Here is a 3,567-nt window from a genome sequence, read left to right on the forward strand (position 1 = left end):
ATTCGTTGTTCGCTTCGGCTTGTACTCGATTTGGTCCGGAAACAAGTAACGTATTCTCAAAGGTATATCGGAACTGATCAACATTCTCGATATAGGCGTTTCCCTGAGCGTTATGCTTACCATACACCAGCAATGTATTGGGGCTTTCATGGGTAATTGAAAATCCACTTTTGGTTAGCTCGGTCATAATGTCCTGTGCTTTTGTACCCAACGGAAAAGCAGGAACGCCCTGAAGCACTGACAGGATAAGATCGACATTCGACATCGAATCGTTACCCACACGCTCCTTTGCCGCACGCATTTCCTGTGCAGAGATTTCGATCTTCGACTCATATTTCTTGCCACCGGAAGGCTTGGTTGAGCACCCGACAATACATAACACAACGAGACAAAACACTATACGGGCTTTACCCATCTTAAGATTCCTTCCTACTAAACGATTGCCATAAAACGTAACACAACTGCCGGTGTACTTATTGCGAATTATACAATGTGTTATCAGGTATTTTTCCTACCTAATACTGCCCATTGCTGCCATACTCCAAAAGCAAACAAACCACCAATAAACAAACAAATAGCTGAACTAACGAGCCAAAAGGTCAAGCTGTTTTCCGGAAACAGCGGCATTAATGCAACAAAGGACATACCGCGAAATAAAAATACACAGCTAACCAATACCAACGCTAACCTGGTGAGCGGTAAACGTTTAATAGCCCCTGCTGCCGACAACGCATACAGCCCCCAAATAAACAGCACCACGGCAATCACCGAGGTAATGACGGTTGGATACCAACGTCCTTGCTCCGCCATTTGTGCCATCTGCTCGCCTGCCCCAAGAAATCGATACCCATCGCCGCCAATCATAATGCAGGCCAAATGCGCTAATGCCGCGGCGAAACAACAAAATGCCGCAGCCAATAAATAACGATTACTTCCCGAATACATAGTTCTTCCCTGATCGTATGGTCAATTTAATACACCCTGAACAATAAGTTCTCCGTAACAAACTGACTTATTAAGGTAGATTTACTCAAGGCTACGGGTGATTATCAAGCCAGGTCTTTACATTCTGGTCAACGCCAGAAGGATAAGGCACGCCATCCTCTACCCCCACATAAAGTAAACACATATCGGGTCGCTGAGTAAAAACACTGTGGTATTTGTTTAACCAGAATGTGAGATGTTGTTGCAGTTCGTGCGTTAACGGGATGGCTTCCAGAATGTCAGGATATTCATTCAATTCATTTACAATAGCCTGATTATTCTGATAAAGACCGGTTTCGGTAATAGCGCGGATCTGATTAAAAACGAATAACTCCTGCTGGTTCATCTCACTGTAATAATGCGAAAAGAACTTCTCAAACTGCATATTTCGGGCTACCCCAAGCCGATGCTGGAGCATTTCGGCAAGTTCATTGCGTCTTAACACCTGAGCGTTGAACGACGTAAAAGTATTGGATTGATAAACGGCAATCCGCGCAATAGCGGCCTGCATTTGTTGGTACTGGTAAAATGGCCACAAAATCACTGCAACAATAACGATTATTAATGCTGCGGCCCCCACCCAATACAGCCCTTTTGCATGCTGAACGTTTTGATGTGACGCCTGATTGTCTTGTTCTGATAACAATATAACTTCAGGCTTACTCATCCAGAAGCCAATGCCATGCGCGGTGTGAATAATTTGCTGGCTGTCGCCATTGTCCCCGAGCAGCTGACGGGTATCGGATATCAACCGGAATAACGACCAGTCACTCACCACCACATCGTCCCAAAGCATTTCCGTTAACTGCTTTTTACTCAGCGGTTCAGGGCTAACTTCGCATAGCAGCTTAAGTAATTTGAACTGGCGTTCACTTACGGGTAAAACCACATTATCGCGACTCAACGTTTTTGTGCGAATATCCAGCCTGAAAAGACCAAATTTATACCCGGTAACGTCCACAGCATCTCCCAACTGGCTTGGCAAATAACTCTATAACTGATTGATTTTTAATTCAATCAAAAAAATTCAAATACATTCAAATAGATTTTACCCGTCATATATTGCGCTGTAACGACAGCTTCTTCTAACGTAAATATACCGCTTCAATGCAGATGCAACTGAAGGCGGAATGAGATGCGCCAATTTAAACAAATATACACACAGGTATACAAAGGATCTGACCATGATATTGTCAAAATCACTCATCAAGCTCGCAACCACATCGCTTATTCCATTTCTGTGCGCAATGGCACCTGCCCAGGCTTCAATACAACCGAAATTTCAAACCTCCGGCGTATCAAGCGTTGGGTTAACTGAGCAGCGGAGTGAACTCAATATCAGTAAAGAAGCGATGGAAAAAGTCAGGGACATCCTGGATGCCGAAGACAAAAAGTTAATGGCGGCGTTTAACAAAAACCCGGCCATCAAAGAAAGCCTGCAATCGCAAATCGCAAAAATTGCCAAAATTACTGACAGCGCAAGTAAAAAGATAGCCATCGACACGTTTCAGGCCAACAACAAAAAGAGCTATGAAATGATATTAAAGCAGGCGGGCGTTGATTTATCACTCCTTACCCGCAGGCTAAATGAGGTATTGCCTGGATTTAATTTAAAGCTCAATAGCAATCTCACTATCTCTGCAACGGTGAGTACGCTACCGCCCCTAGCAAGCGACAAGCCGGAGCCCAAAACCACAACCACAGCGCTGCGCGATTTTACCAACAGCAAAGAGCTCGCATGCGGCTTAGCAGCGGGTAGCTCGGCAAGCTTTACCGCTTCCAAATTAGAGCTGGCAGGCATCGCAGCGGTAGCCGGTGGTTGCACAAATAATGCCTGGCGCAAGGTAAATTTCGACATCCCAGACACGGCAACGGCCGCTCAGTTGAAGATGAAGGCTGATGTATATGTGGATGGATTTGCTGTAGGCGTTGCGGGTTCGTCAGGGATCAACGCGGATGCCAGTATGAACGAGGCCAATGTTTACATAACTGTAATTGCGCCATTGTTTTGGACCGGCTATTCAGAGGAAGTGGTGACCGGAGCTCGTGTATCAGAGAACATTGATCTTAATCTGTACCGGTCAACCAGTCGTCGGGCGGAAAATTATCGAAATAACATATCTCTGGTTAATTCTGCTTCAGTTAAGCCGATTGCGGTTATTGGCGAAACCCATGGTTCAGCAAAAATCACCAACTTCTCTGTTTCACTGGTGGTAACCACCCCGTAGAGAACGGTAACCGTATTCAATAACGGCTAACAATATTGTGATGACAGCAATAACCCCGCTGTCATCACACGCCTTGGGTTCCGCGATTGTTTGCTACCTGTTTTACCCATTCAACCAGGCGTTCAGTAGTCGATGCTGAATCATCTGGGCGTTAGGAAAATTTCATATGTTGTTCGTAATTATCAAACCGCCCCGCACGTTTTGTGCGATAACGCTTCAGACAATGTGGCGATTTAAAACTAAAAACCTGCTGACCGTACTGTTATCGGCAACCGTTATGTTATTTGTTGTTGGTTGTACCCATACAGAAGAGCTAGCCCAGCGTACCCCCGTGCTGGTGCCAGATAATGACATG

5 protein-coding genes are annotated in these 3,567 nt (G+C 45.2%); 2 read left to right on the top strand and 3 right to left on the bottom strand.

All coding sequences use genetic code 11. The features are described 5' to 3' along the window. The 3 genes from ACLR2L_RS19500 to ACLR2L_RS19510 form a co-directional block, all read right to left on the bottom strand. A partial coding sequence (locus tag ACLR2L_RS19500) for a hypothetical protein (protein ID WP_413370598.1) occupies window positions 1-415 on the bottom strand: 415 nt, incomplete at its 3' end. An 83-nt stretch (window positions 416-498) separates the two neighbouring features. Beyond that, window positions 499-945 carry a hypothetical protein gene (locus tag ACLR2L_RS19505; protein WP_413370600.1) on the bottom strand — a complete coding sequence of 149 codons (447 nt, stop codon included), beginning with the start codon at window positions 943-945 and terminating at the stop codon, window positions 499-501. A gap of 91 nt (window positions 946-1,036) precedes the next feature. Next, on the bottom strand, window positions 1,037-1,945 hold the full coding sequence (locus tag ACLR2L_RS19510; RefSeq protein WP_413370602.1) for a winged helix-turn-helix domain-containing protein: 909 nt from the start codon (window positions 1,943-1,945) through the stop codon (window positions 1,037-1,039). 223 nt (window positions 1,946-2,168) lie between these two features. Between ACLR2L_RS19510 and ACLR2L_RS19515 the strand changes: the two genes are divergently transcribed. Then, entirely contained in the window at window positions 2,169-3,212 is a 1,044-nt protein-coding gene (locus ACLR2L_RS19515; RefSeq protein ID WP_413370604.1) for a hypothetical protein, read from the top strand. A gap of 166 nt (window positions 3,213-3,378) precedes the next feature. Continuing rightward, on the top strand, window positions 3,379-3,567 hold a 189-nt coding region (locus tag ACLR2L_RS19520; protein ID WP_413370606.1), incomplete at its 3' end, for a hypothetical protein.

Origin of the sequence: Alteromonas sp. AMM-1, assembly GCF_047290655.1 — a bacterium.
Classification (GTDB): domain Bacteria; phylum Pseudomonadota; class Gammaproteobacteria; order Enterobacterales; family Alteromonadaceae; genus Alteromonas; species Alteromonas mangrovi.